We start from the raw sequence: 25,210 nt of genomic DNA, 5'->3' as shown, positions 1-25,210 counted from the left end.
TGAGCCAAAAGTAGGAGTCATCAGCCGTATCGGCGGTTGGGGAAGGCGGACTCCATCGCCCGTGTTTCACTTCTATCTCCGGCGATCGGACAAATAAACGCACCGTTCTCCAGAATATTGAATGACCGCTGAAAACAGGATTTCGGCGTAAATCACCGTTGGGAGTTGACAGTAGAGGGCATCTGGTTCGACTGTTTTTCGTGCCCCGGAGAGGGCGAGGGCTCCTTCGATAGCCCTCAGAGGTGACTTCCAGTGAGTCAACAACAGAGTCCCGACAACGTCTCGATCGACGACATTCCAGTCGATATCGACAACACGCAATCAGCGGAGATCGATCCCGCCGACGTCCCTGACGAAATCGAGTCCATCACCCGTGGCCTCGCCAGTGAGCACCCGCCGACGAATCCCATAGTGGTTCTCAAAGCGGCCCGGTGGTGGTACATTCACGGCAAGGGCGGCACGGATCCCGCCTTTCAGTGGGCCATCGAGTGGGCGCGTCACCTTGCGACCGACACGCCTGGCGATGTCGAGCGGTTTGACGAGTTCCTTGAGTACCTCGTCTCGGTTGGCTTTGCAGACGAACGACACAAGCTCCGCTGACCGAAGTACATAGTCTGGATCGCGGGAGAACGTAGCTCAATCACTCTGCCCAACATCAAGATCAAGAAGTGCGTTGGGCGACTCCGGCACTAACCACGCTGGGACGACTCGCGTGAGGACGACCATCCCCGTCAGTTCGACGAGCGTCTGGGTGACGACGACCGCTGGTGCGAGTGCGTAGCCCGACGGGAGCGCGAGCGCCAGCGGAAGTATGACCAGCGAGTTCCGGGTGACGGAGGTGAAGACGAGCGCCCGGCTCTCGCCAGCTTCCATCCCGAGTACTCCCGCTACGAATCGGCCGAGCAACGGCATTATGACCAAGAACGCCACGTAGACGGGAACGACAGACGCGATCTGTCCGATCGAATCCTGCACGCGCGGCAGTTGGGAGGCAATCACGACGAACAGCGTCGCCCCCATCATCGGAACCGGCAACCACCCCATCGTATTCTGCCACTGAGCGCCGCGCTCGGAGCGCTCTGCCCAGTACTCAGTCGCCCACGCGAGCGTCAGTGGCAGCGCGATGATGACGACGAACGCCTCGATGAACGGCCCGGCTTCGATGAACTCGGCGACCTGCTGGCCCATGAACAGCCAGAGGTACAGCGGGAGCAACAACAGCTGGATGAGCATTAGCGCCGGCGTCGCGGCCGTGATCTGTTCGGCGTCACCGCCGGCGAGTTCGGTGAACGTGATGACGTAGTCGATACACGGTGTCAACAACACCATAAACGCGCCAACGAGAATCACCGGCTCCTGCGGGAGGAACCGCGTGAGGCCGAACACGACGACCGGCACGACCAGGAAGTTCATTCCCAGCGCAGCCGCCATGAACCGGCCGTTCCGGAAGGCCCGCCGAATCCGGACGAACGGGATCTCGAGGAACGTGACGTACAACAGCACGGCCAACACGGGATTGATGAGCGGTTCCAGCACCGACCTCCCACCAGGAAGCCCGAGCCCGACCCCAATCGCCAGGAGGACGGCGACGGCGTAGATCGCGACCTGATTGTGCTGAATCCACTGTTTCGAGAGTATGGTCATAGATGAGTGGAAGGGGAACCAGTAGCAACGTCGATCAATTTGGGCCCTCGTTTTGTAGAGATGGTGGGAGCAGTCGTAAGTCCCCATCGGTGGCCGACCTGTCGTAACAGTTCTTTGAGTGTTCCCCCGCAGAGCCGCTAAAACCTGTTAGTTGGGCTGTGGAGATATGTTTTTTAGACGCCCCTGAGGGGTGCGGCGCATTCTGAACTGCCGCAGTCGCCGTGAACTCGATTCGGTGAACACAATGGCTACGACCAGAGACTCGTCGGTCTCCTTCGAGCAGACCGACACGCGATCCGACGAGATGAACAGTACCATCGAGCAGTGGATCGACGACCTCATCGCCGGCGTTGACGACGCGCAGGCCAGCGCGGAGTTCCAGGAGTGGCTGGATGTCCAGAGTCGGTTCCACGACTACTCCTACCGGAACACGCTTCTCATCAAGCGGCAGTGTCCCGAGGCGACCCGGGTAGCAGGCTACCGGACGTGGCAGGAGGAGTTCGACCGCCACGTCAAGGAGGGCGAGGCGGCCATCTGGATTTGGGCGCCGATCATCACCAAGCAGTGCCCGGAGTGCGAGAACTCGCCGAGCTACCACGAGGACAGTGACTGTGAGTACGACGAGACGCCGCCCGAGGAGTGGTCCGAGGACCTAGTCGGGTTCAAGCCCGCGCCGGTGTTCGACGTCTCCCAGACCGAGGGGGAACCGCTTCCCGAACTCGACACGGAAGCGACCGGGGACGCCGGCGACCTCGTCGAACAGTTGACTGCCGCCGCTGATGAGCTCGGTGTGACGGTGCGAATCGTTTCCGACGAAGACTGGACCCACGGCGAAGCGAAGGGCATCTGCGAGCAGCTGAGCCTCGTCGACGTTCAGCCGCTCGTCGAGGTGCGTGATCGGGAGAACGAGGCCGACCTTGCGCGGACGCTGATTCACGAGTACGCGCACGCCCTGCTCCACTTCGACGTCGACGACGACACCGAGCGGGCGAAACGCGAAGTTGAAGCCGAGGCGGTCGCCTACGTCGTCGGGCGCTACTGCGGGCTCGACACTAGCGGGTCGGCGTTCTACCTCGCTGCGTGGGAGTCGGACGATCCCGAGGTCGTTCGCGAGCGTCTCGGACGAGTCAGTCGGACAGCGGAAGAACTCATCGACGTTCTGGAGCACTAAACCTCTCGCCACTCACTTTCGGAACAGGCCGACGAGTAGCATTAGACCAGCTGCTCCTACCGCGAAGATTGTTTGAACCGCTGAAAACCCTCCACGGAGCGCCATTCGAGTATAGTTTGGATTTGAGTGGTAGAGATCACTCGCAATCCCAATTATCGCATCAACTAATGGAGCCAATACATCGAAAACAAGCGCCTTGCCGAAATTTACCCCTGCTTGACCCAGACGGTATCCAATAGTCACTACGAGATTCGCCTTGCCCGTCAGAAAATGACGGTTTGAGGGGGTGACGTACTGCCCCGCACCGTTCGTTGGGTTGAATGGCCATTTTGCAACCTTCACGACCTCGGTATACAGCGATGCCAGAAGCGCGATTAGTCCCCGGAGCATCTTGTATGATATTGTAACCAGTACCGCATTAAATTTCGCTCCTCTATGTTAGATGCCGGGTGGGAGATATGCGACGGCAGTTCTGAGCTAAGAAAGCCGGCTTCCAGCTGCTGGATGTTTTTCTGCGCCCGCGGAGGGGCGGAGGCGCGTTCTGACCTCCGTCGAATGATGACAGATCCCTATCTCATGACGGTTCTTGAGGAAGCCGAGCACGTTGCCGAGCAGCACGACCAGGTAGCTCGAACGACAGAGAACCAAGCTCACGAATACCTCCGATACGCCGTCCTCCGGGTGCTCGAAGGCGAGGCGGAACACCTCCCAGCAGACTGGACACCGACCGGCGGCGTGACCGTCGGCTACGGGAGCGACGAGGCGATGTTCGATAGCTGGAGCTCGAGCGAAGACTGGTGGGAGACCGTCCCGCCGCAAGAAGCCTATACCCGCTTCCGGGTGTTCTTCCCGGACGACCACCAGACGGTTCCCCGCGACATCGTCGACGTGATGGCCGCGCTCGGGGCCTGGCGCGTCTGGACTGGGAGCGCAGCCGTGTGCGGCTCCTACGACCACCGGGAGCGCCGCGAGGTCCACTACCTGTGGCCGGAAGGCCATCCGGTGGAGGAAGTGCTCCACGAGCGGCTCAGTGGCCCTGCGGAAGCCGTCGCTCCGGACGGTGGCCGAACCGGCGACGTTCGCGACCGGCTGGTCGTCGACGAGAACGCACAGTCACGGGACGATCTCGAGCCCCGCACGAAGCGTGCCGTCGCTGAAGCGATGGATGTCTCGCTCCTTTCGAAAGGTGGCCGCTACGAGGTGCAGTCTGCGTCCGGGAACCGGTACGAAGTCGACGTCATCGACGAGTCGTGTACCTGTCCCGACTGGCAACAGCGCTCACCCGGAGGCGGCTGCAAACACCTGCGGCGCGTCGATCACGAGATCAAACAGGGCCGCGTTCCCCGACCAGACGGCCGGCTCCCAACAACCCCAGGGTAGATCACTATCCTCTTCGTCGGAATCGCTCTTCTGGTACTGGGTAGTGTGACGGCACACTAGGCTTTTTACGGTCGGCCACATACCGGGAGGTATGAGCAGCGACAGAATTGACGCCGAAAGCAAGGTGTCTGGAAACCAAGCGAATATCCCCGCCCGGATTCGCCGGGAACTCGATATCGACGATGGTGATCACCTTCGTTGGCATCTCGAAGACGATGGGAGCATTCGGGTCCAAGTGATCCAACAGCAAACGGGCACGTTCGCCGACTTCGACGGCTACGCTGGTGAGGAGCCGACCGATGTCACGAGCGATCACGACGCCTGGGGCGTCGACGTCGAGTAAATGCCTCGGGCACTAATCGATACGACAGTCCTCTTTGCCGCCGCATACCGGCGGGATGGATCCCACGATGCCGCGCTTCCCGTGCTCCAGGGCATCGACAATGGAACGCTCCCGGAGGCAGTCGTCCTCGACTACGTACTCGCTGAAACGCTCAACGGCCTCACGACCCATGCCGGCCACGACGCAGCCGTGGATCTCCTCGATCGCATCGAAGAAAACGCCCGCTTCCACATCGGCTCACTCACCACCGATGCTCTCGCGACAGGGAAGGCCCTCTTTCGCCAACACGAACCGCTCTCCTTCGTCGATGCCTGCATTGTCGCGTATATGCAAACCGAGGGGCTCGGCTACATGTATGCGTTTGATGACGATTTTGACGCTGTCGAGGATGTCTATCGACTCGATACAGCAACGAATCCCTACGATCCGAACTGACGCTGGCAGACGGCACGGCTGGTGACGATGTTCGGTCTCAGGATAGTCGCCCCTCGTAGTCAGCCGCCAGCTCCCGGAAATCGTCCCACTCCGGGAGCCGGTCGTCGTCGACCTCGCCGTGCGTCTCGAGGTAGCGGAGCAAGGCGTCGATCTCGTCTTCGAGGCCATACTTCGCCGCCCGCTCTCGGAGGTCCGCCTCGTCGACGTCGACGTGGCTGAGCAGGAGGAGACAGTACGAGCGGTGGCGGCTGCCGTCGTCGATCAGCAGCGTGTGACAGCAGAGCTCCGCCGGCGAGACTTCGTCAAGTTCCTCGGAGTATACGTAGTAGCGATGGCCGGTAAGCAGGAACTGGAGGTCGAAGGCTGCGAACCGAGCGAGGCCGGTCTCATGGAACGCCTCCGCGTCGATCTCCGTCTCGGTCTGGGCGAGGAATTCGTCGTAGTCCTCCCAAAGAATCGTACCCTTCGGGGCAACGGCTTCGAGGCGCTGGCGATGCAGATGGTGTGCGAGTTCACGGGCGAACTCGTGGAGGCGGTCGAAGTCGGCGTTGAACTCGTAGTGGCCGTCGACGGTCCCGGCGAGACCCCGGTCGCGAAACCGCTTGAGGACCCGGTTGACCGTGTTGCGGTAGTTGTCGCTCTGGTCGGCAATCTCGGAGACAGTTCGCGGCTGGTTGAGGTAGTACAGCACCTCGAGTGCCTTGCCGGTCAGCAGTTCGGGGAAGTCGATGTGGGAGTGCTGGCGGACGAGGTCCTGGTAGAGTTCGACGGCGCGAGCATCAGACGGGACGACTCGTTTTCGGCGACCGTCGCGTTCCGTGTAGACGAGCCCTTTCTCGACGAGGTCGGCGACGGCACGGGAGAGGTAGCTCTCGCTGTGGTCGAGCTTCGTCGCGAGCTCGGAGATCGTGTCGCCGCGGTCAACCGTGGCGAGGACCTCGAGTTCGATGCGCCGGAGCACGGTGTAACATAGTACGAAACTTCTATAAAAAGAAGTTTCGAGTAGTGTTACAGCCAGCAATCGCGAGAACCGTCTCCATCGTCTTAACCAACAAAACTATGGATTCGTGGGCCGTGTTGGTTAACACGAGAATAGCCGATGTCCTACGAACCCCCGACCCCACCAGCGAACCTCCCGACGGAGATCGTCAACACGCTCAACGAGTCGGACCCGGAACAGCTCCGAGACGTTGCGACGTACGCTGAGGCGCTCGCCGAGTACAAGGAACGAGAGGCCCGTCTCGAGGAGTCGGCAGATCAAGAAGAGGTCGAAGAGCGACCAGACGATCTCCCGGATGACGTTCCTGCCAAAGCGACGATCACGATCAAGGAGATCAACGACAATCGCTACTACTACTGGCAGTGGCGAGAAGGAGAGAAGGTCCGTTCTCAGTATAAAGGTCCCGTCAGTCCCGACGAATAGAGGGGATTGAACCGTAGCTGGTTGTTTGGATCAGCGCAATTAGGTGCGTAGCAGATGACACTCCCCAGAGTGTGAATGGCATCACTCCATCGAATACCCCTCAGTGTGAATGGGTCAAGTCCGCCCGGTCGGGTAAAGTTGGGGGGAAAGATACCCACTCTACGTTTCCGACGTGTCGAGAGATACACTCGTGATCAGGGGTGTGGTCAGCGACCGAAACGGGAGCTAGGCCAGGTCTTCCAGCCGGCTGTCCCGGAGGACAGATTTCAGCACGATGCCGGTATCCTGAACCAGCCGGTGCTCGAGATAACTGCCTTCACCTCGGCCACCACCGGTCCGAGTTGATTCAACGACACCGAGGAACGCCTGCTCTTTCAACAGCTCATAGACGCGGTGCTCGCTGAGAGTCTTCGCGTCAGCCTTCTCTGTCGTCGCCTGATACCGTTCATAAATCCGGTTGGTCGAGAATCCATCCTCGTTCGGATTCTCTTCGGTGAGCAGCGCGAGAGAATAGAGGATGAATTTGACCTGGGTCGTCGATCCACGGAGAAGCTCCTCGAACCGATCGATTTCAGCCCACTCCTGAGCATCGCGAACGTGTTCCTCGACGACCGTCTCGACGTTTTCTCGTTCGGCCAGTTCGCCGGCGTGACGAAGAATTTCGATTGCCTTTCTGGCGTCACCGTGTTCTTGCGCGGCTAGTGCCGCGGTCAGCGGGATCACATCATCCGAGAGAACGCCATCGTGGAACGCGTCCCGTCGGTGCTTCATAATCTCGCGCAGCTGATTCGCATCGTAGGGCTGGAAGACGAACTCTTCCTCGCGAAGACTGGACTTGACGCGTTCGTTCAGCTGGTCGCGATACTCGATCTTGTTGCTGACTGCGATGACGCCCAGGTGGCAATCTGCTTTCCCCGATTCGCGAGCCCGCGAGAGCTGCATAAGAATATCATCGTCATCGAGTCGGTCCACCTCGTCGAGAATGATGATGACTGACTCGTAGGCAGTATCCAGAATCTCCCAGAGATAGTCGTAGTATTCACCGCTGCCAATCCCTGCGCGTGGAATATCGAAGTCAGTCTCGTCCGTTTCGTTGAGTGAACGAGTCACCGTCCTCGCGACGCGTGTCTGTGTGTTATGCTGCGCGCAGTCGACGTAGACCGTGCCGACGGACACACCGTTCGACTCCGCGGCTCGCCGGGCTCGTTCGGTGACGTGACGGGCAACTAGTGACTTCCCGGTTCCCGTTTTGCCGTAAATAATCACGTTGTTGGGTGGATCGCCACGAACGATTGGCCTGAGTTCAGCAGCCACGGCCTTGATCTCGCCATCTCGGCCGACGATACGTCCGCTTTCAGGGACGTGGCCAACCTTCAGCAGCTCCTTGCGAGCGAAAATGTTGGCTCGGTCGGGGTCGTCTTCATCAAAGTCGAAGAGGGGATCGTCAGCGGGATCCTCGTAGCGGCCGTCGAAGTCAGAGAGTTGGGATGGTTCCTCAGCCATCAATATCAGATATCGCGGATGGGACCTACTTAATGATTTGGCTACCTCGACCAGAGTGTAAATCGGGCTATGGTCGTCTTCTGATGTTTTATCGCCGCCGTATCATCCTCACAAAGGATCGAGCCGGTCCCGAGTGAAATCGGATTCGGAGCGAGAGTTACCGACGCAGACCGACACCCCCAATCCAGAGTGAAAACGCCGGACTGGAGCGGGTTTGACACACCCCTGGTCAAGAGTGAATAGCCCTCCACCCGGTGAGCAGAGTACTTGGTTGAGGCAACACCCCCCGTCCAGAGTGTATCTCCCGAGCCGGGTAATCAATCATTTCTATGAGAGGACACAACAGCATTGGGCGTCTGACGCACGGCAGACACCCCTCGTCCAGAGTGAAAGCGCCGGTGTGACGAGCTGGAGTGGAGTGTGAACCTCGAGTGACGGTGACGGGCGTTTGTCGGCACCCCCAATCAAGAGTGAAGACGCAGGCCAGATCTCCAGCCGAAGCAAAGCAGGGACCAGTCGGAACTGTCGGGATTGTGTCTTGATTACGGTTGACGAGGGAGATCGGGAGATACCAATCCCGATTTCGGCTTTGATGCCGCTTAGCTGGTTGGCGAATAGTCAGGATGACGATTGTTCCTTCAACGTCTCATAATACACTGGCGACGGAATCGAACCCACACACCCCTCGTCCAGAGTGAAACGCTATGAGAGTCCCCCGGTTGACCCGGCGGAAACCACACGACGAGTCGGCTGGGAAGTGCCGAAATCACAAGACGTGAGACGAGTATCCCTCGAACAGCAGTCGTCACACAGTCGAATCTCCTCCAAACATACCAATTCCCTTAGAATTATCTAGAGGTTTTATTACTACCTGCCTCCTACCACTCCCCAAGTGCATTCAGCACGAGTAAGAGGACGAAGGCGGCATTCGTCCGGGTGGTTTCGAACCGCTGCTCGTGTTTGCTATTCCAGTTCTTCCGTGTTCTCCCGTCTCAGGCAGTCTTCCCGTGATTCTTCCTCATCTTCTGCCACGAGAACCCTCGTTTCCCGTGGACCTCACCCCACACCTCTGATTGGTTTTCACTCTGGACGAGGGGTGTGTGGGCGATATCCAGTCCCTTCCGTGTCTCCACTCAGTATTAACCAACAAATCTCTCGATACCTCGATGGTGTTGGTTAACCACTCTTAATCTCGGTGAAGGCGGCCAAGTCCGTTTCCCGAGTTTCCGCGATCTCGCGTTGAATCTCCGTCCGATCCCAGCCGAGCGGTGACAGCACACTCTCGACAGCTCTGACGAGTTGCGTCTCGTAGTACGACGCATCGTACGACTCTACCTCTTCGTGAGCCAATGCGACCCGCTCTCGCGAACTCTTCTCGTCGTCGACAACTACGTACTCGATGTCCTGTCCCGGGTGGATGGCGAGGTCCTGCTCTCGAGCCCGCTTCAGCGCCGCCACGTTCTGTGTGTTCTGCGTGTATCCCTCCAGCGGCTTGGAGACACGATTCCGTTCGACGAGCTGCTCGACCGGCACTGTTCCAGCGTGGAGGCGCTTGATTGCGTCCTGAAGACAGTCGAGTACGGTGTCCGGAGATCGAGTCGCATCAAGCCGTTCGAGACAGTCCCGCTGGACGTCCTCGATGAACGGCGGGGTCGAACGCTGCCGGGCTTCGATACCTCTGACGTTGAAGTCGTCGTCGCCGGCGACCTTCCCGAAGTACTTGGTCAGCGCGCCGGCGTCGCTCTCGCGCTGTGGCACGAACGCCACCCAGTCGTAGTGGGCCTCGTGTTCGAGCCGAATCTCGACGCGTTCCGTGATCTCCGTCGCGAGCGTCTGGAGGTCCTCGCGGTCCTCGTCGTCGACGTCGGGGTCCGGAGTCACCCAGATGGAGTCGACGATGCCGTGGACGACGCGCCAGCCGCCGGCTTCCAGCCGCTGTTTCGCCATCAGCAGAATCTCGCGAGCGAACGCGTTGATTGCCTCGTGGCACTCGATGCGGCCGAATTTGGCGTTGCTGAACCCCTGATAGCCGAAGCAGGCGACGAGGATCCACTTCAGCGCTCCCGACCGCCCCTCGAGTTCCGCCAAGCGGTCCTCGTTGGGGTCGTCCCGTTCCTTCTCGCGACGGATGGCTGCCTTGATCTCGTCGCGAGCGTCGATGATCGGCTGCAGCACGTCGACGAGGTAGCCCCGGTCGTCGCAGATCGAGTACCCGAGGCCGGGGACGTCGTCGCGGTCGCTGTGGCAGTCACACCGGATGACGTCCGGTGAGACGTTTCTGGTACAGATGATGTTCGGGTACAACGAGGAGAAGTCGAGTTCGTGGACGTTCTCGTGGAGCCCGACCTCGGGGACGAAGATGAAGCCGCCGCGGTCGGCGTCGTGGAGCGTCCCCATCGGCTTGTAGAACTCGTGGCGCCAGGAGTTCCACGGCACGAGGACACCGCGGTCGTGGGCCTCGCAGATCTGGATCGCGGTGAGCACGTTCCCGATCGACGCCCACGCGAGCTCCTGGACGGGCTTTTTCGAGCGCGACACGAGGTCGAGGATACCGTCGAGGTTCGTCTCCCCGTAGAAGAACGTGTTCGACTGGTCGATGATCGCCCGGCCGGGCACGTTGTACCGCGCCGGGGAGTGACCGACGCGGCCGTAGCTCGAGTACGTCGACCGGCTCGCGAGCTGCTGATAATCGACGTCCGGCCACCGACTCAGCGAGAAGTCGTCGACGCCGGCGTCCGTCGCCATCTCGTACAGGGTCGGGACGATCTCGCTCGTCGAGCAGACCAGGACGTCCGGATCGTGTGCTTCGAGCGCCCCCTGGACGGCGGTCAGGATATCCGTCGGCGAGCCGGTGACGGTGTCGCCGGCGACAGACAGTTCCCCATAGACGTCGTTGCTCGTTTCGGTCACTGGGACGCTGAGCCGAAGCGTCGACAGCTCGCTCGCCGGCGTCGGATCGGCGCCGGTCTCCAGACAGTACCGGAACTCTCGCGAGAAGTCGACGTTGAAACAGGCGAGATCCCCGATTGGATAGTCCGACAACTGGCGTGCCTGCCGGGCGAGTGGGGTGACGCGGTCGATGTGGGCGACGTCGACCGCGAGTACGGCCTCCTCGTCTCGTCGAAAGCCCGGTCGTTGCGCAACCAACTCGGCCGCGACGACATCCGGGTGCTGGTCGTACACGGACTGGAGCGTCGTGAGGTCGAGGTCGGACGCCGGGTCGCGAGCGGCGACGTAGAAGCGTGGAGTGTAGTCATCGCGCTCGGTTGCGACGGCGCCGTCGGCGGTTGCCTCCCACTCCAGGACGCGGCCGTCGTCCAGAAAGTCGATACTGAACGGCATCGTCACGGGTTCGCGTCCGGTGGAGCGCCCTCCTGGTCATCGCCTGTTGCGACCGCGGCTTCTAGTTTCTCGAGGCGTTCCTCGTGGTCGTCGAGGCGGCCCTCCTGTTCGAGATCGATGCTGAACAGCGCCGGTAGCAGCGGGTTCTGGTGGTTCAACAGCCCGCTCGCGTCGGCGTGCTCGCGGGCGTACTCGAACAGCCGGTCGAACCGTGGCTGGTTGCGACGCCGCAGTGCCCGGCGGAACTCCGCCCAGCGCTCTTCGATGGCCCGCAGCGCATCTCGGTACGTCGGGTTCGTGCGCCCCATCGCTATCGGCCTCCTGTCCCGGTCGCCGTCCACGCATCGAGCAAGGGGTCCGCGGTTGCCGCCACCGTCTCACCGTCAGCTGTGACGCCCGTCCCGACACCCTCCGGAGTCGACGGCGCTGGCGTCGTCGGTTCCACGCCGACCTGCGTGGCGCGTGCCGCGAGCAGCTGCCGCCAGTACGCGAACGTCGTCTGGTAGTACGCCCCGTCGTCGACGGGATAGACGAGCGTCTCGAAGTCCTCGCCGACGACCCGTGGCCCCATCCGAGTTTGCTCGCACTCCAGATGGTGGTCGGCGACCGTCGCGACCGGCTCGGTGAATTCGTTTCGTTCGTTTCGCGTAACGAGTATCGGGATGTCGTACCCCTCGGCGTAGGTCGCTAACCGGGCAAGGGTTCGGGCCTGGAGGGTTTTCGCGTGAGTCTCGCCAAGGGTATCGTCGGCGCGGTACTGGGCGTCGACGGCCGGCGCGACGATGAGGGCGGGGGTATGGGGCGACGTGTCCTCGTCGCGACTTGGTGCCCGTCGACCGGCCGCCCCGGCATCGGTGGTGGACATTTGGATCGACTTGTTCACTGCCGTCGGGAGATCACAGACGGCGCCGTAGTGCTGGTACGCGGTAAATCCGCGTGCGACGTGGATTCGGTTGAGCAACCGTTGACTGGGCGCGATCTGGGCGAGTGTCGTCGTTGTCGCGTGACCATTTGCGTCGACCCAGAAGGCGGGCCCGTCGTGCAGGAGGAGATGGTCGAGCACGAGCGACTGCAGGATCGGGACGCCGCGGCCACCCTCGACGTCGAGCAGCGTGATGCCGTCGTCGAGCTGCGGTAACAGCATCTCGTCCGTAGCCGGATCGGCCTGGTCAGCGAGGGACCGATTGCGGTCAGCGCCCCGTGTCGGCTGGTCGATCGACAACCGGTTCGATGTCGATGTAGAGTGATTAGGCATACTCAACTAGATGCCCACCTTTCCGATAAGCCGCGGCGTGTCACTTCCGCGTTTCAGGGAACCGATCTGAATACAACAAGTGGCGTCGCTGTTTGCGTGTTTTCGTGTTAGAATGGACACTTCCGAGAACAATTCCGATATGAGACGCCTCCTTCGTTAACCAACAATTGGATGCATACTCCCTTGGTCTGTTGGTTAATACGTGAGGAGCTCAGTAGCCCGTTGTCTCAGTTTAATTTCTGTGAAAATTCTATAGGACTGCGACGTGCAGTTCTCTCTTCACTTCACGTATTTGTCAATCAAGTAGTCGGTAATCCGCTCTTCGCGAGCCTGGATAAACGCCTGTGCGTTCTCCGGGGTGGGCTCGATATCGGGATACTGATTTACACGTTGGATACGCTCAGACTCGGCGTTGCCGAGGTCGTCCAACCAGCCGTGGGGCCACTGGTCGCTTTTGATTTCTTCGTTCATCTCGTGTGGCAACAGCTGTAGATTCCCGATTCGATTAAGATCAACAGTCTCTCCTATAGATTCAGATACGGATTCTGCCCTGCTTTTCGGGTAGATGTGGTCAACCGAGTAGTCGCCAATACTGGTGGACGCCGATTGCGTATATGATTCCTCAATGAGGCCGAGTACTGCCGTGACATCTGTGTCGGTAAATACAGGCTCTCCTGGGCTGCTCTCGTAACGAGCGTTGGCTACGACTCGACGGATATCTTCAGCAGATGGGCTGATGTTCTCCGATTCAAATAGCTCCTCTCCTGGGAAAACGATGGGCTCGTTGGGTTCTGGTTCCCATTCGCGAAGGTATCGCATCCAATTGCGGCACTTGCCGTAGGTCAGAACCTGGTAGTATTTGTTCAGCAAGAGGGCTCTTGCGACGAACTGGAAAACACTCTCGCGGTTCGCGTCGGAGACCTCAGCGTCCGGATTCTGGTAATAGAACACGCCAAGTAGTGCGAAAATGGGCATCGTGTTCATAACCGAGCTCCGAATCCCGCTCTCAATTACTGTCTGGAAAGCCTTCTCGAGCGATGACCGGAACCACTCGAATCGCCGTCCGGCGACGACAGGCTCATTATACAGCCACCGCTCGCGCATCTCGTCCATTCTATCTTCATCGATACTACTAAGATTGCTTCGGAGGAGGTCTGTTCCGACTAAGTATGCTGTATATCGGAGAAACAGCTTCCGGTCGATTTCTTGCTCATACTCAGGGAACTTCTGTTTAAATTCGTCAATCCAATCTTGGATGACCTCCCTAGGATTGATTCGCTCGCCCTCCTCTTCCGCGTACGGCCAATAACTCATTAGTTTTGAGAGGAGGAGCTGGTAGGGCTTCGGATCAGAGCCCTCCATGTTCAGCCTCGTGAATATCTCGGGAATTTCGGACCTATCCTTGTTCGTACTGTCTGTTTCGAGATCGTCCTGTAGAACGTTGCTCGTAATGTCTCTCGCGACGGCCATCGAAATACTGCGCAGCTGGTAGCGGGTTTCGTTGTCCGCCCTCAATTCGGCGGTGTCCACGTATTCATCGACGACTTCGCTAAGTGCTCTTCCCTCAAGCACCGTGGAGTTCCCGGAGCCCCCGTCGTCGCCTCCGTTCCATAACTCCCCGACCGGCATCCACAGGTGTCGCGTGTCGCCAGTCATGGAATAACCGGTATCGTCCGTTCCTCCAAACTTCCCTGTCGATTTGAACTCAAACTCGTAGTCGCCTGCTGTATCGTCGTGATCGTACTCTGGGTGGCCGAATAGGTCAACGCACAGCCGCTGGCCTTCCCAGTACTGGAGCTGATCACTGGGCTTCCCTCGTCCGCCATTGTATACGGTAATTCCGCCCTCGACCCCGATATAGAGTGAGTTCAGCCGCTGCTGGCCGTCTATGATCAGAATCTCCGGTTCTTTGTCTTCAACTTCCTGATTATAGAGGTCGTATTCTGCCAAAACTGGATCCGGTGGCCGATAGTCATCAGCGACATACATCCGCAGAAAATTATACGAGTTGTAGTCGCTAATATTGGCCGCTCGAACTCTCCATTTAGTTATGGCTCCGATTGGATAGTCTCGAATCAATGAATCGAACAGTTCCTCAATCTGCCTGGGATTCCAGACAAACTCCCGCTGGAGGCCGGGAAGAAAGATATGGTCGTTTATTTCAGACAAATAATCCGAGACCTATCTGGACATGGTCACCAGAACGGAAGATGAGTATTTATACTCTGTCGTCGCCCATCGAATTCCGGGTATATTCTGCCCCGGATCAATTCGAAGGCCTGGCTGAGCTGCTGAGTTACGGTGTGGGTGAGTTAGTCGCCGAATTTTTGGGATCGTGCGTCCGGTTCCGTGAAGTTTCCAGAATCAGACTTGTCTAGTACTGCCTCCGTTAACCACCACTCTATGAATGACGGGGCGTATGTTGGTTATGTACGTCGGTGCCACGAAGTCCTGTGCGACCACGTTGAAGATGCCTCCCTCCGAACCCTCTGGTATGTGTGGCCGAAACTCGCTCTTTATCGACCAAGCAGACCTCGAGGCTCGCTTCGACGCCGAGGTCGTCGCAGACGGCGGGTATACACCCCGATACAACATCGCGCCTGGCGAGGACCTCTACATCATCACGAACGAGACTCCAGACGAGATCGATGCCTACCACTGGGGGCTGATTCCGTTCTGGGCGGACGAGCCCGAGGAGGGAATCATCAACGCTCGCTCCGAGACTGCCGACGAGAAACGCGTCTTCGAGCGGGCGTGGGAATCCCGCCCCTGTCTGGTTCTCTCGTCAGGGTTCTACGAGTGGAAATCGCCGAACGGCGGGTCGAAACAGCCCTACCGGATTCACCGCGAAGACGACCCTGCCTTCGCGATGGCCGGACTCTGGGACGTCTGGGAGGGTGACGACGAGACGATCTCGTGCGTCACGATTCTTACGACAGAGCCGAACGACCTGATGAACTCAATCCACGACCGGATGCCGGTCGTCCTCCCGCAGGACGCGGAATCTGACTGGCTCGCCGCAGACCCGGACACCCGCAAGGAACTGTGCCAGCCGTATCCGAAGGACGATCTAGACGCTTACGAGATTTCGACGCGGGTCAACAACCCAGGCAACGACGATCCCCAGGTCATCGAGCCGCTAGACCACGAGCAATCGGGCCTCGACGAGTTCAGTTCCTGATAGCTGACGGGGTTACGGTCACTGCATCGGCGACGCCGCCGCTGAATCGACGAGCGAGTACTCTCGATCCCGACTCGTCCCCTCCGCCTCGAGGAGGTTGTACTGCTCCATCTTCGAGAGGTACGTGCGGATTGTCCGTTTCGTCCGTGGGTCTTCGACGTCCTCGGTATAGCGCTCGTGGATCTCGCTTGGCCCGACCGGGCCGTGCTCGCGAACGATGTCGTAGACGACGCGCTGGTGCGGCGTGAGTGAATCGAGGCTCTTCTGCTTGATTTGGGCCCGAGCATCCTCGGCGGCGTCCAGGAGAATGTCGTCGGTGATGCGCTCGTGGTTCTCGCGATCGGCCTTGCCGGCGGCCGTTCGAAGGATGCCGATTGCGAGGCGTGCGTCGCCGGCGGCCGCGTCGGCGATCCGGTAGAGCTGGTCGTCGGTGATGACGTCCTCATCGAGGCCCCACTTCGCCCGCGCACTCAGAATGTCGTACAGCTGCTCGTCGTGGTACTTGTCCATCCGGACGTGCTCGCTGGAGCGCAGGCGGCTCACGAGGCGGTCGTCGACGCGGCTGAACAGCTCCTCTTCCTTGTTCGCGATGCAGATGATTGCGAACTGCGGGAGGCTGTGGAGGTCGTAGATGACGCTGGGGTCCTCCAATTGGTCGACCTCGTCAAGGATGACGACGGTTCGCGGGCCGTCGTGTTGTTGGAGGCGGTCGACAAGTTCGTCGTGCGGCGTCGACTGTCGGTGGATGTCAATGGTCGCGCCGAGGTCGTCGAGGATCTGGTAGAGCGTGCGGAACCGGGTGTAGTTGCGCCAGCAGTTGACGTAGGTCGTCTCGACGTCGAGGACCTCTTCCCGGAGTCGTTCCGTGACGAATTTCGAGATGCAGGTCTTGCCGGCGCCGCTGGGTCCAGTGACGATGGCCGTGTCGGCGGGTTCCCCGTTCGTGATGGGCTCGAGAACGCTGGAGAGATGGTTGACTTCGGCGTCGCGATGCTCAACTTCTCGAGGGACGAACCCGGCGCGTAGAACGCGAGCATCGCGGATCATTGTGTTAGTGAGTGACTGGTTCTGCGTCAGACCATAAATACGTGACCGGGTTGTTTCCGGAAAGCAAATCTCACCAATTGGCCATCGGTTGAATACCGGGTCTCTTTGTGGTGATTCGGGAGGAATCTGTCGTGGTGGCTTTTCGGAAATCCGCGGAAACACGAACCTTCCTGAATAGCAAATATCCCCTTGGGTTTAAATATCCAAATTGCGATGTATCGCGTGTGACACCAAACGAAAACGACCCTGTCACCAACGTGCCGACCGTCGAGGTTCAAAGCCCCACCGGAAGCCTTGACGTGAATGCCCTTATCAAATCAAACGGGGAAGACGATCCGTTTGCCGGCCTATTCGAGGACACTACTGGAGGCTCCGATACGACATCCGTTCCAACCACAAACCAACAAAACACCGATGTCGTCGATCTCGGAAAAGACCTCCTCGCCGGATACGCCGACTGGAAAGGTGGACAAGTTGATCATGATCCACACGATGATCCACTTCGTTACCTTTGGCACGACGCCCCTGAACTCATTATCGCTGCCGCCGTGGCAGGCTATTTCACATACAAGGGCGCTCAAGGACTTGGTGGCCTAGTTTCATCTGGTTCAACAACAGATGAAACCGGCACGTCGACGCAGCCGCGTCTCCCTCTGGAAGATCGGCCGTATCGGGTGTTTGTGAGTCACTCGTGGAAATACTCCGAGCAGCGTGAACGCATTGAGGAGTTCCTCGATGATGAAAATCGGCTGGACTGGCAGAACTTCAGTGTCCCAGAGGACGATCCGATGGAGTTTGAAGATAAGAATGATCTTCGTCAGCAGCTCTACCAGCAGGTTGGGCAGGCAAATGTGGTCGTCGTCGTCGCTGGGATGTACGTCTCGCACAGCGAGTGGATCGAGGAGGAGATTGAGATGGCAGACCATTTCGAGAAACCTATTATCGGTGTGCGACCGAACGGGAACGAGCGACTTCCAGCTGTGGTAAAGGAGGAAGCCGATGAGATTGTCGGTTGGCGGCAGAAGTCTATCGTAAACGCCATCGCGAAGCATGCATGATCTACCCTCGGACGAGTATGGCCCAAGACAGAGGGATGGCAGTACACGATCTTCACCCAGACGGCCAGAGCGTGATAAGACGCTCATCAATCAGTACAGGCACTACGCAGAAAGCATAATGGCGACCGAACAGCGTTTGGATCTGAACTGTTTCTACGGTCCCCTATTCTTAGAATGGCGCAAAGCATCATTCGCCGACACCTTAGCGGAATATGTCTGAATCAACTGACGAGACCTCTGGCGAGAGCGAGCCGAATAATGCAAATCTTGGCGAAAATACCGAGGACAAAGACACGCCTGAAACAGAGCCGGAACACCCCGAAGAGGTTACTGGGGGAGATCCGGCCGAATCGGCCGAGCCCAATGCCGTAGAGAATGGGCCGTTAACGAATCTGAACGACGAAGAGACGGATCGCTTGATGGATCAATACATCCACTATGGAGAGGTGGCAATCGAGACTGCGAATCAGCGGGTCCAGATGAACCGATTTTTCGGCTTGATTTTGACGTCGATACTAGCCGGACTCTTCGCTCTCGCCCGAGGAAATTTGACGACTACGAGTGCTGCAATCGTTCTATTCGCCTCTGGATTTGGAAGTCTGATCTGTTACTTTTGGTATCAGAGTTTACAGTCGTATCGCCGGCTGAACAAGGCCCGATATGCTATTCTCAACCAAATCGAGTCTGCCCTTCCTGCCCGAATGTATCTTGATGAATGGCGATACCTCAAGCGGGAAAAGCCCGATCCGGAAATCGTTGAGCCCCGACCTGATGACGACCCAGATCACCGCTCGCATACGATTGTCGAACAGTGGTTTGTCCGTCTCCTTGCCGCTGGATATCTTACTGTCGGAGGATACGCTGGCGGGTTCATTCTAACTCCTTTGCTCACGAATGCAGGCTATTCTCTGCCGTCTCCGACGGCAGTCGGGCTAATAACCGGTGCGACCGTTATGGCTGGTTCGATAGGGCTATTCTGGATTCGGAGCTGATGACACCTACTATGAAACGATTCGATATTGGAGACACGGTCCGAATCGATATCCCGGACGTGACAGATCCAGATCACGAGCGTCTCCATGGACGTCGAGGAACAATCGTTGAGATCCTCTCAGACGATGCAGGAACTGTGACTGGTGATCAACGAGAAGGCTATCTTTTCCGGGTTGAAATCGCCAATGGTGACACCGTTGACGTCCGCTGGCGGGATCTTCGGCCAGTTTGATTGGCTATTGTCTGGTGCCACCTCTGTAGTCTAAGTTCACTAAACACTAAGTTAGCGTACTGAATACATCTCGGCATTACGATGCTCTCGCTTCCTCCGCTTGTCGATAACGCCAATAGAACACTAGAAGACGCTTACAAGCGGATTATTCCCCAGATCGAGGAAGGCCGTATCGCAACTGGCTACTTTTATCTCTCAGGATTCGACCTCTACCGGGAAGACCTTGAAAATCTGGCTGACCCCGAGGAACTCGGCCACGCTCCACTTCGGATCTTGATGGGTCGTCAGACGAATAGGGGAACTGCTGACGAAATCGGTGAGGGGCAGAATCTCAAAGAGGAGCTCAAAAGAGAGGTGAGAGAAAGCATCTCGGAGCTGAATAACGCTCAGATCGGGCGACTAGACCGGCTACGAGACTTTATCGCCGAAGGCGAGGTGAGCGTCCGTGTGCGAAATCCTGAAAACGGTTACTTCCACGCAAAGGGTGCATCATTTCGAGCACCACTCGAAGACGACGACGATTGGGGACAAGACGAGGATGAAGACACCCGCCCATGCGCTACCGTTGTCGGCTCCTCGAACTTCACCAAGAGCGGCCACCAGAACAACATCGAACTGAACCTCACGAGTCAGGATCGACACAAGGCCGAAGCGTTCGAGGAGTGGTACGACAACCAGTGGGCCAACGCCGAGGAGTTCAGTGAGGAGATCATCCGAATCATCGAGAACAGCGAGGAGTACCAGGACTGGAAGGAACAGCAGGAGGACGAGTCCGACAAGGAGACGTCATCCGAGGAGCTGGGTACATATCTCGAACCGTTCGAGCTCTACAAGCTGCTCGCCTATGACGAACTGAGTGGGAACGTCAACATCCGTGACAGCCCACTGTACTACTTCCAGAAGCTCGGGTACGAGAGTGCAAAGGAAAAGCTCTCACAGTTCAACGGGTGCATCGTCTCCGACTCGGTCGGCCTGGGAAAATCATTTATTGGAGGTGAACTCCTCCACGACTACCGCCAACGTGGCGACCACTGTCTCCTCATTGTCCCGGCAAACCTGACTGATCAGTGGGAAGACCTACTCCAGAACGACACTGACAAAGACGGCAATCCGTACTTCGGGTTAGAGGTGGACGGCACGCACCTTGATGTGATGAGTATCAGTAAGTTCCAGAATCTTTCCTACGGCGAGGTGCAGGACCTCAAAGATGAGTTCGATGTCCTGCTTATCGACGAGGCTCACCGGTTCCGGAACTACGGGAAGTGGCGACCGAACCCGGACCACGATGACGACTACAAGGGGACGCGACGACACGCGAATCTCAGGCAACTCCGCGGAAAGACGATGATAATGCTGACCGCGACCCCGATCAATAACAGCGCTACCGACCTGAAGAACCTCATCAGCTTGTTCACCAGCCCGGAGGAACTTCGGAACAAGGCGTCACTCGACTTTGATGCGTTCGACGAATATATCGAGCTCTCGGAGACGCGAAAACGCATCGCAGCCGGGAAAGAGGAAGTCGGCGACGACGAACAGCAAGAAATCACCGAGCAGCTCCAGCGACACTCCTCTGAAATATCGAATATCCTTAACGAAGTGATGGTTCTCCGGACGCGCAAGCACGTCAAAGACCAGATACAGGACAGCGAAGACTTCGAGATGAGCTTCAAGCCGCCGAAACTCAACAAGCAACAGTACTCCCTGCCGGCGGCCTACCAGCCAATATATCGGATGCTTCCCGACGTGATGGACGCCCTCCACCTACCCCACATCACAGTCAAAAACCCGAAAGCAGGGAGCACGCTGAAAGCTCTCTACAAGCTGAACCTCCTCAAACGGCTTGAGTCCTCAACGTACGCGTTCGTCCAGTCGATCGAGACGCTGCATCAGAGCGAACGACAGCTTCTCGGCCTTCTTGGTGAACTTCCCGAGGACGAAGACATTGATATGCTCCGAACTGTTCGGGAGGGGGATGACTCTGAACTCGGTGACTTTGTCGAAGGAGCCGACGCTGCTGAAGATCTCGAACAAACACTCGAAGAATTCGGCTTCGATACCACCGCTATTCAATCGGAAGACGGAGCTGATACCGAGGGAGATGAACTGGCAGACGCCACCATCGGCGAGGTGAAGACGTACATCAGGGAGGATCTCACCCTTCTCTCGTATTTCCTCTCGCAGTTCATCGGTGATGTCGCCCGTGATGCGGGTGATGTGAGCGATTATGCGGTTTCCACGCGTCAATGGCTCGCTGACCACGACGCTGGTGTCCTCCCCGATATTCCTGAAGAAGAGATGAATCCGATTCTCTACCCGAATAGTGACCTGAGTGAAGTCGACCCTGCCACACGCGACTTTTACGAGGCCGTCTTTTCACTCCGCGAGTTCCGCGACCCGAAGATCGACCGACTTGCAGATGTCCTCACTAACCACGATCAGAAGGTGCTCATCTTCACGCAGTATCGGGCAACTGCAGACTACGTCTATCGAACCCTCTGTGACAACGAGGATTCACCACTCACAGAGGCGAACAGTGCCGTCGTCAAGGGTGGCGACGAGAATAAACAGGACATCATTCAACGCTTTGCTCCCGAGGCGTCAGGCTACCAGCAAACGCTCGCTGAGTCGGGGGACTCAGAGCTACAGTACGTAGTGGCCACTGACACGCTGAGTGAAGGGGTTAATCTCCAGGACGTTCATGTGGTGGTCAATTACGACCTGCCGTGGAACCCGATGCGGATTGTCCAGCGTGTCGGGCGAGTCGACCGGATCGGGAGTACCGCCGAGAAACACGTCCACAACTTCTACCCGGACGGCGACATCGAGGCGGCGATTAAGCTTCTGAAACGCCTGCAGGCAAAGATCAACGATATCGCGCTCATCGTCGGAAAGGAGAACAATATCCTCGACCCGAACGAAGACCAGATTCTCGAAAAGACAGGTGTAGACACGGAGAAGACAATCGGGGAATTACAGGTGGACGAGATTGAGGACTCTCTCCAGAAGTCCCGTGAAATTGACGACGTGAATGAACTCGACGACACGAGCAAGAATCCGCTCCTCCGCAATGCTGGGAGTAATGAACACGCTGCGTTCGAGCGGTACCTTCTGAAGCGAGAACTGAACGAGGATTATGACCTAACTGCGGAAGACTTCGAGTACGCTGAGGACTTCTTCGATGACCCGCCCGAAGAACGGGAATTCCTCTACACAAATGTAACTGACCACGATGCCGGCCCCCGTCCGGGCGTGTTCGCCCTTGCCCACCTCTGGTTCGACGATGATGACCACGAGTCCCCGCTTGGTCGCGTCCGTCGTGCTTTCTACTACAAACCCTTCGCCGACGAGGTCAAAGAGCGGCCCGTGAGCACGCTCAACATTGACCCTTCAGTTGACGGCGAACCGATCACCGGAAATCCAGATACGGTGTTATCGAATCGTGGTGAGATTCAAGTAGTGCTTGACGAGCGACTGGAGGTGATTCGAGAAGGCCAAGTTGAGGGTGCTTTCAAACAGGGAGAGGCCTTCTCGAAGGAACAGGAGACGATCCTCGATTTCATCATTCACTACGTTCAGCCAAATCACGCCGATGAGCCGGCTCCTGTCGAAGAGTTCGAAACGATAGGAGAATGGGCTACCGACATCGAAGAGCGGCTGCAGGAGGTAAAGCTGGCGAACACGGATGAAGACCGAATTCTACGGGAGATCTTTCGCCAGAACGAGCAGTACAACTCTTTCCCAGAGTGGCCAACCGGGGAGTTCCTCAGTCAGCTTGAGGAGTTCTTGGAAGAGAACGTCGAAGCCTCTACTGAATACCAGACGAAACTGATGGGAGAGAGTGATGTACAAGCGAAGCTCGTATGCTGGGGGGTTGTCGGACAGTGATTCGGGAGCTACGGTAGGGGCCCCTTCTGATCCAGTAAATCATATTTCTCCAAGACCAGATCGAAGTACATCTCGTCCATCAGCTTCGGATTCTCAACGCGATGGAAGTCGTCGAGGACAAACTTCACGTCACGACGTTCCAGGCCATACGCGTGGAATGCGGCCGCGTCGATTTCAGCCTGTAATTCTCTACGTTCTTGATCTTCTACTGCTGCCTCGATTCCGCCGAGTCGCTCACGCATTTCTTTGAATTCTTCCCCGTAACAGTTCAATCGGGCAGCTCGCTCAGCGATATAATGGAACCAGTCATCTCCGTCGGTGAGGCGTGGTAGCTGGGATTCCAGTAGCTCGCGCTTGACGATGTGCGTCTCGACTTTGGTCCGCATCAGGAAATCGAACGCAATGCTGTTCAGGAGCCCCGTTGCCACGAAGAGTTCTTGATCCGTAAATCGCCGGACGTAGGGTGACCGGAGTGGGGACTCTGTGAGGTGTTCCTCTTCCGGCTCAATAGCGAACGGCTTGAACGTGTTAATGGTGTGGAGACAGATGACATCCTTCGGAAGTACCGTCGCTATTATCGTCCGCTCGTCCCGGGATCGAGAAACGTCTCGAATGCCGATTCGGTATTCAGTACAATCAAGCAAGACATCTTCTTCCTCAAGTCCGTGACCACGGTGTTCTTCGAGTAGTTCATCTACGAATTGAACTTGGGACTTGCTCGTCTCTGAACCTCCAAAGGCGTCGTAGATTGCTCGCTTGAGGTTCCCCCGATTGAATTTCTTCTCTCGAACACGGTACTGGGCACTATTCGGTGGATCATACATCCCCCGACTCCAATACCGAGGATTGTCCAAACTCTCTGTGTGGGTATTATCGTGTTCGAATTGGTGGATATTCGCTCCCCCGTATACGGGATAATCAGCATTATCAGGGGAATCTTGCAATCGATCTTTATCGGTGGACTCGACGAACTCCTTCGTCAACATATCCACTGACCAAGCACCTTCGATATTTTCATCTAGAGGCGGTTGAGTGACAACCTTGCTGAGGACGTCGGCTTCGACCTGTGATGTGATCGAGGGGAAAATTCTACCCTCAGGAGAATAATTGAGAAGCACTTGACGTGGGATTTCTGCGGCTACATCCTCGATATTATAGACAACGTCCATACTCCGTTGATTAAAAATACCCCGGAGTCGACTGGTCTTACCACCATACTCAAATGTCAGAATGGCAAATCGGTACTGTCGATGTATCTGCTCAAAGATCCCCTTATTTTCGAATCCGATGAGGTTCTCTATGTCTGTATGGTCCAGTAGATGCGTTCGAAGGTCTTTCCCCATCACTCCCCCGAAAATAGTCCCCGGGAGAAGTAGACTCACCTTCACGCCGTCTCTGGAGAGTCTGAAGACCCGCTCTAGAAAAAGAGCCGAAAGTTCGTTCTTTGTCGGCATCGTCCGACCGCCCACCACCGGAGATTGGAGCTTGTAGACATCTCCCTGCGTGAAAAAGTCTGCCTGAGTTTCCATCGATTCCTTGTAGTCCTCCCATTCCCACGCAACTTCAGGGCTTGAGAGGAGGTCTTCCATCACACCGTCTTTTTCCTCCGACGGATAGGTACGGAACTGCTCATCGTAGCGAATGAAGAAGTCGTCGCGATTCGCGTAGAGCATGTCCCACGGCGGGTTCCCGATGAACACGTCGAATCCACCTTTCTCGAAGACATCGGCGAACTCCAACGGCCAGTGGAAGGGGGACCACTCCCGAATTTCCTCGATCGTTATGTCGTCAAAGCCAGCGTCTTGAAATTCTCGCTGAAGGATTTCGTCAAATTTGTCCCGGTGTTCCTCTATTCTGTCTTCTGCCTCCTTCCGCCATTCTTGAGCTTCAACACTGGTTTCCGCTTTCTTGTGCTTCTTGATGGCCTCTTTCACGTCCTCAAAACGAGTTTTCACCTCCCAAGAATCGAGATCGCTGTCTCCGTCTTCGTTACTCTCGATGTCCGTATCGAGTTGACCAATTAGGCTGTTGCCCTGTCGTACGTTGAAATCGATGTTGGGGAGCGGCTCCACCTCACTCGGTTCATCCTCGATATCAGCGACCATCGACAACCAGAGCCTGAGCTTGCAAATCTCAACAGCACCTTCGTCGATATCGACTCCGTACAAATTGTTGAGTATGGCCGTTCGCTTTGCGTACAGTGATGAGGAGCCTTTTCCAGACTCGATTTCCTCTATCTCTTCTCGCGTTCTGGATTCTAGCTCCCATCCTTGCCCTTCAGCTTCGAGCCGCTGGAAATACTCAATGCATTGCAT

The 25,210-nt window shown here is 57.5% G+C and carries 20 protein-coding genes, 1 pseudogene and 1 riboswitch; of the genes and pseudogenes, 11 read left to right on the top strand and 10 right to left on the bottom strand.

Annotation, left to right across the window (positions count from 1 at the left end; translation table 11 throughout):
• Window positions 1-4: 4 nt before the first annotated feature.
• A riboswitch (Fluoride riboswitch) is annotated at window positions 5-69 on the bottom strand.
• A 183-nt stretch (window positions 70-252) separates the two neighbouring features.
• Window positions 253-600: a hypothetical protein gene (locus NDO75_RS25405; protein ID WP_310909376.1), complete on the top strand. Its 348-nt coding sequence runs from the start codon at window positions 253-255 to the stop codon at window positions 598-600.
• Window positions 601-636: 36 nt separating this feature from the next.
• On the opposite strand, the gene NDO75_RS25400 is transcribed toward NDO75_RS25405, so the two are convergent.
• A complete protein-coding gene (locus NDO75_RS25400; protein WP_310909375.1) occupies window positions 637-1,644 on the bottom strand; it encodes a bile acid:sodium symporter in 1,008 nt (335 codons plus the stop codon).
• Window positions 1,645-1,888: 244 nt separating this feature from the next.
• On the opposite strand from NDO75_RS25400, the gene NDO75_RS25395 reads away from it, so the two are divergent.
• Window positions 1,889-2,815 (top strand): ArdC-like ssDNA-binding domain-containing protein, encoded by a 927-nt coding sequence (locus NDO75_RS25395; protein WP_310909374.1) that lies wholly within the window; start codon window positions 1,889-1,891, stop codon window positions 2,813-2,815.
• A gap of 12 nt (window positions 2,816-2,827) precedes the next feature.
• Here the strand turns inward: NDO75_RS25395 and NDO75_RS25390 are convergent, their stop codons facing one another.
• A complete protein-coding gene (locus NDO75_RS25390) occupies window positions 2,828-3,205 on the bottom strand; it encodes a hypothetical protein (RefSeq protein ID WP_310909373.1) in 378 nt (125 codons plus the stop codon).
• Window positions 3,206-3,373: 168 nt separating this feature from the next.
• Here NDO75_RS25390 and NDO75_RS25385 point away from each other — a divergent pair, with 168 nt between their 5' ends.
• From NDO75_RS25385 to NDO75_RS25375, 3 genes are all read left to right on the top strand, one after another.
• Complete coding sequence (locus tag NDO75_RS25385; RefSeq protein WP_310909372.1) at window positions 3,374-4,195, top strand: hypothetical protein; 822 nt, start codon at window positions 3,374-3,376, stop codon at window positions 4,193-4,195.
• Window positions 4,196-4,286: 91 nt separating this feature from the next.
• Complete coding sequence (locus tag NDO75_RS25380) at window positions 4,287-4,538, top strand: AbrB/MazE/SpoVT family DNA-binding domain-containing protein (RefSeq protein ID WP_310909371.1); 252 nt, start codon at window positions 4,287-4,289, stop codon at window positions 4,536-4,538.
• On the top strand, window positions 4,539-4,973 hold the full coding sequence (locus NDO75_RS25375) for a PIN domain-containing protein (protein WP_310909370.1): 435 nt from the start codon (window positions 4,539-4,541) through the stop codon (window positions 4,971-4,973).
• A 37-nt stretch (window positions 4,974-5,010) separates the two neighbouring features.
• Here the strand turns inward: NDO75_RS25375 and NDO75_RS25370 are convergent, their stop codons facing one another.
• On the bottom strand, window positions 5,011-5,934 hold the full coding sequence (locus NDO75_RS25370; RefSeq protein ID WP_310909369.1) for a helix-turn-helix domain-containing protein: 924 nt from the start codon (window positions 5,932-5,934) through the stop codon (window positions 5,011-5,013).
• 138 nt (window positions 5,935-6,072) lie between these two features.
• Between NDO75_RS25370 and NDO75_RS25365 the strand changes: the two genes are divergently transcribed.
• Entirely contained in the window at window positions 6,073-6,396 is a 324-nt protein-coding gene (locus tag NDO75_RS25365) for a hypothetical protein (RefSeq protein ID WP_310909368.1), read from the top strand.
• Between the two features lie 225 nt (window positions 6,397-6,621).
• Here NDO75_RS25365 and NDO75_RS25360 read toward each other — a convergent pair whose 3' ends face one another.
• The 5 genes from NDO75_RS25360 to NDO75_RS25340 all read right to left on the bottom strand — a co-directional run bounded on the left by NDO75_RS25360 (window position 6,622) and on the right by NDO75_RS25340 (window position 14,665).
• Window positions 6,622-7,899, bottom strand: a complete 1,278-nt coding sequence (locus NDO75_RS25360; RefSeq protein WP_092635370.1) for an orc1/cdc6 family replication initiation protein — start codon at window positions 7,897-7,899, stop codon at window positions 6,622-6,624.
• A 1,176-nt stretch (window positions 7,900-9,075) separates the two neighbouring features.
• Window positions 9,076-11,241, bottom strand: a complete 2,166-nt coding sequence (locus NDO75_RS25355) for a type B DNA-directed DNA polymerase (RefSeq protein ID WP_310909367.1) — start codon at window positions 11,239-11,241, stop codon at window positions 9,076-9,078.
• 2 nt (window positions 11,242-11,243) lie between these two features.
• Entirely contained in the window at window positions 11,244-11,549 is a 306-nt protein-coding gene (locus tag NDO75_RS25350) for a hypothetical protein (RefSeq protein ID WP_310909366.1), read from the bottom strand.
• A 2-nt stretch (window positions 11,550-11,551) separates the two neighbouring features.
• Complete coding sequence (locus NDO75_RS25345) at window positions 11,552-12,496, bottom strand: hypothetical protein (protein WP_310909365.1); 945 nt, start codon at window positions 12,494-12,496, stop codon at window positions 11,552-11,554.
• 279 nt (window positions 12,497-12,775) lie between these two features.
• On the bottom strand, window positions 12,776-14,665 hold the full coding sequence (locus tag NDO75_RS25340) for a DUF262 domain-containing protein (RefSeq protein ID WP_310909364.1): 1,890 nt from the start codon (window positions 14,663-14,665) through the stop codon (window positions 12,776-12,778).
• Between the two features lie 325 nt (window positions 14,666-14,990).
• On the opposite strand from NDO75_RS25340, the gene NDO75_RS25335 reads away from it, so the two are divergent.
• Window positions 14,991-15,677, top strand: a complete 687-nt coding sequence (locus tag NDO75_RS25335; RefSeq protein ID WP_310909363.1) for an SOS response-associated peptidase — start codon at window positions 14,991-14,993, stop codon at window positions 15,675-15,677.
• 18 nt (window positions 15,678-15,695) lie between these two features.
• Here the strand turns inward: NDO75_RS25335 and NDO75_RS25330 are convergent, their stop codons facing one another.
• The gene (locus NDO75_RS25330; RefSeq protein WP_310909362.1) at window positions 15,696-16,724 is read right to left on the bottom strand and encodes an orc1/cdc6 family replication initiation protein; all 1,029 of its coding nucleotides are present in this window, start codon (window positions 16,722-16,724) and stop codon (window positions 15,696-15,698) included.
• A gap of 224 nt (window positions 16,725-16,948) precedes the next feature.
• On the opposite strand from NDO75_RS25330, the gene NDO75_RS25325 reads away from it, so the two are divergent.
• The 4 genes from NDO75_RS25325 (at window position 16,949) to NDO75_RS25315 (ending at window position 22,895) form a co-directional block, all read left to right on the top strand.
• Window positions 16,949-17,782, top strand: coding sequence for a TIR domain-containing protein (locus NDO75_RS25325; RefSeq protein WP_310909361.1), 834 nt, complete (start codon window positions 16,949-16,951; stop codon window positions 17,780-17,782).
• A 212-nt stretch (window positions 17,783-17,994) separates the two neighbouring features.
• Window positions 17,995-18,774, top strand: a complete 780-nt coding sequence (locus NDO75_RS25320) for a hypothetical protein (protein WP_310909360.1) — start codon at window positions 17,995-17,997, stop codon at window positions 18,772-18,774.
• Window positions 18,775-18,785: 11 nt separating this feature from the next.
• Window positions 18,786-19,007: a hypothetical protein gene (locus NDO75_RS27835; RefSeq protein WP_071401626.1), complete on the top strand. Its 222-nt coding sequence runs from the start codon at window positions 18,786-18,788 to the stop codon at window positions 19,005-19,007.
• Window positions 19,008-19,088: 81 nt separating this feature from the next.
• Window positions 19,089-22,895: a helicase-related protein gene (locus NDO75_RS25315; RefSeq protein ID WP_310909359.1), complete on the top strand. Its 3,807-nt coding sequence runs from the start codon at window positions 19,089-19,091 to the stop codon at window positions 22,893-22,895.
• Window positions 22,896-22,903: 8 nt separating this feature from the next.
• Here NDO75_RS25315 and NDO75_RS25310 read toward each other — a convergent pair.
• Window positions 22,904-25,210, bottom strand: a pseudogene (locus tag NDO75_RS25310) (type II restriction endonuclease subunit M); the annotation flags it as partial.

Source organism: Natrinema sp. 1APR25-10V2 (assembly GCF_031626495.1).
Classification (GTDB): Archaea; Halobacteriota; Halobacteria; order Halobacteriales; family Natrialbaceae; genus Natrinema.
This window is presented reverse-complemented; position numbering and strand designations above follow the sequence as displayed.

Bases quoted from the DNA above. Each gene is read 5' to 3' on its own strand.
- NDO75_RS25375 (WP_310909370.1), top strand. From the start codon at position 4,539: ATGCCTCGGGCACTAATCGATACGACAGTCCTCTTTGCCGCCGCATAC.
- NDO75_RS25380 (WP_310909371.1), top strand. From the start codon at position 4,287: ATGAGCAGCGACAGAATTGACGCCGAAAGCAAGGTGTCTGGAAACCAA.
- NDO75_RS25390 (WP_310909373.1), bottom strand. From the start codon at position 3,205: ATGCTCCGGGGACTAATCGCGCTTCTGGCATCGCTGTATACCGAGGTC.
- NDO75_RS25355 (WP_310909367.1), bottom strand. From the start codon at position 11,241: ATGCCGTTCAGTATCGACTTTCTGGACGACGGCCGCGTCCTGGAGTGG.
- NDO75_RS25315 (WP_310909359.1), top strand. From the start codon at position 19,089: ATGCTCTCGCTTCCTCCGCTTGTCGATAACGCCAATAGAACACTAGAA.
- NDO75_RS27835 (WP_071401626.1), top strand. From the start codon at position 18,786: ATGAAACGATTCGATATTGGAGACACGGTCCGAATCGATATCCCGGAC.
- NDO75_RS25320 (WP_310909360.1), top strand. From the start codon at position 17,995: ATGTCTGAATCAACTGACGAGACCTCTGGCGAGAGCGAGCCGAATAAT.
- NDO75_RS25345 (WP_310909365.1), bottom strand. From the start codon at position 12,496: ATGCCTAATCACTCTACATCGACATCGAACCGGTTGTCGATCGACCAG.
- NDO75_RS25360 (WP_092635370.1), bottom strand. From the start codon at position 7,899: ATGGCTGAGGAACCATCCCAACTCTCTGACTTCGACGGCCGCTACGAG.
- NDO75_RS25400 (WP_310909375.1), bottom strand. From the start codon at position 1,644: ATGACCATACTCTCGAAACAGTGGATTCAGCACAATCAGGTCGCGATC.
- NDO75_RS25385 (WP_310909372.1), top strand. From the start codon at position 3,374: ATGACAGATCCCTATCTCATGACGGTTCTTGAGGAAGCCGAGCACGTT.
- NDO75_RS25350 (WP_310909366.1), bottom strand. From the start codon at position 11,549: ATGGGGCGCACGAACCCGACGTACCGAGATGCGCTGCGGGCCATCGAA.
- NDO75_RS25365 (WP_310909368.1), top strand. From the start codon at position 6,073: ATGTCCTACGAACCCCCGACCCCACCAGCGAACCTCCCGACGGAGATC.
- NDO75_RS25330 (WP_310909362.1), bottom strand. From the start codon at position 16,724: ATGATCCGCGATGCTCGCGTTCTACGCGCCGGGTTCGTCCCTCGAGAA.
- NDO75_RS25395 (WP_310909374.1), top strand. From the start codon at position 1,889: ATGGCTACGACCAGAGACTCGTCGGTCTCCTTCGAGCAGACCGACACG.
- NDO75_RS25335 (WP_310909363.1), top strand. From the start codon at position 14,991: ATGTGTGGCCGAAACTCGCTCTTTATCGACCAAGCAGACCTCGAGGCT.